This is a genomic window from Pseudobacillus sp. 179-B 2D1 NHS (genome assembly GCF_045370945.1).
Taxonomy (GTDB): Bacteria; Bacillota; Bacilli; order Bacillales; family Domibacillaceae; genus Pseudobacillus.
Map to the genome: position 1 here is coordinate 1 of NZ_JBIQDP010000067.1, position 1,524 is coordinate 1,524.

1 protein-coding gene is annotated in these 1,524 nt (G+C 49.2%); it reads right to left on the reverse strand.

Features of this window, described 5'->3' with window-relative positions:
• Positions 1–2 precede the first annotated feature (2 nt).
• Positions 3–1,520 carry an aldehyde dehydrogenase gene (adh, locus tag ACH0BF_RS25050; RefSeq protein WP_340851843.1) on the reverse strand — a complete coding sequence of 506 codons (1,518 nt, stop codon included), beginning with the start codon at positions 1,518–1,520 and terminating at the stop codon, positions 3–5.
• Positions 1,521–1,524: the final 4 nt, after the last annotated feature.

The window sequence follows — 1,524 nt, forward strand, 5'->3', positions numbered from 1 at the left end:
TATTAGAAGAATCCAAGGGCATCCTCGCTGTAGCTGACGAGCAGGTTTTTCGTTTGCTGGTAATGAGACAACATCATCAAATGGTTCTCACGGCCAACGCCCGACATTTTGTAGCCGCCGAATGCCGCATGGGCCGGATACTGATGATAACAGTTTGTCCAGACACGCCCTGCCTGAATGCTGCGGCCGAAGCGATAGGCCCGGTTCACATGGCGAGACCAGACACCGGCGCCCAGCCCATACAGCGTATCATTGGCGATCTCCAGTGCTTCTTTTTCATCTTTAAAGGTGGTCACAGAAACGACCGGTCCAAAAATTTCTTCCTGGAAAATTCTCATGTTGTTCGCTCCTTTAAAGACGGTTGGTTTTACATAATACCCATTTTCAAAGCCTGCGACCGTATTTTTGCCGCCGCCCACCAGGCATTCTGCTCCTTCCTGGTTGCCGATATCAATATAAGAAAGGATTTTCTCCATTTGCTCACTGGAAGCCTGGGCCCCCATCATCGTATCGGTATCAAGCGGATTGCCCGTCTTGATTTGCTTGACACGTTCAATCGCGCGCTCCATAAATTGATCGTAAATACTTTCATGAATCAATGCACGGGAAGGGCATGTACAAACTTCCCCTTGGTTTAAGGCAAAAAGCACAAAGCCTTCGATCGCTTTATTTAGGAAAGCATCATCTTTTTCCATGACGTCGTCAAAGAAAATGTTCGGTGACTTGCCTCCAAGTTCCAGGGTGACAGGAATCAAATTTTGCGAAGCATACTGCATAATCAGGCGGCCCGTTGTCGTCTCGCCTGTAAAAGCAATTTTGGCAATGCGTTTATTAGAGGCGAGCGGCTTGCCGGCTTCGAGCCCAAAGCCATTCACAATGTTTACGACTCCTGGAGGAAGCAGGTCCTGGATCAGTTCCATAAAGACTAAAATAGAAGCTGGCGTCTGTTCTGCCGGTTTTAGCACGACACAGTTGCCGGCCGCAAGGGCGGGAGCGAGCTTCCACACGCCCATAAGAAGCGGGAAGTTCCAAGGGATAATTTGGCCGACGACACCGAGCGGCTCATGGAAATGATACGCAACCGTGTCATCATCAATCTGGCTAAGCGATCCTTCCTGTGCACGGATCGCACCGGCAAAATAGCGGAAATGGTCAATCGCCAGCGGTAAATCGGCATTCAACGTTTCCCTTACGGCCTTTCCATTGTCCCATGTTTCGGCTACCGCCAGCTTTTCAAGGTTTTCTTCCAGGCGGTCGGCAATTTTATTTAAAATATTCGCTCGTTCGGCCACGGATGTCCGCCCCCAAGCATCTTTAGCCGCATGAGCTGCATCTAAGGCAAGTTCAATATCTTCTGCCTGCGAGCGAGCTACCTCGCAAAATACTTCCCCCGTCACCGGTGAAATATTTTCAAAGTACTGGCCGCCTACAGGCGCCTGCCATTCTCCATTAATAAAATTTTCATATCGTTTCTTAAAGGTTACTTTTGACCCTTCCTGGCCTGGATTTGCATAAATCATTGCG

Bases quoted from the DNA above. Each gene is read 5' to 3' on its own strand.
- adh (WP_340851843.1), bottom strand. From the start codon at position 1,520: ATGATTTATGCAAATCCAGGCCAGGAAGGGTCAAAAGTAACCTTTAAG.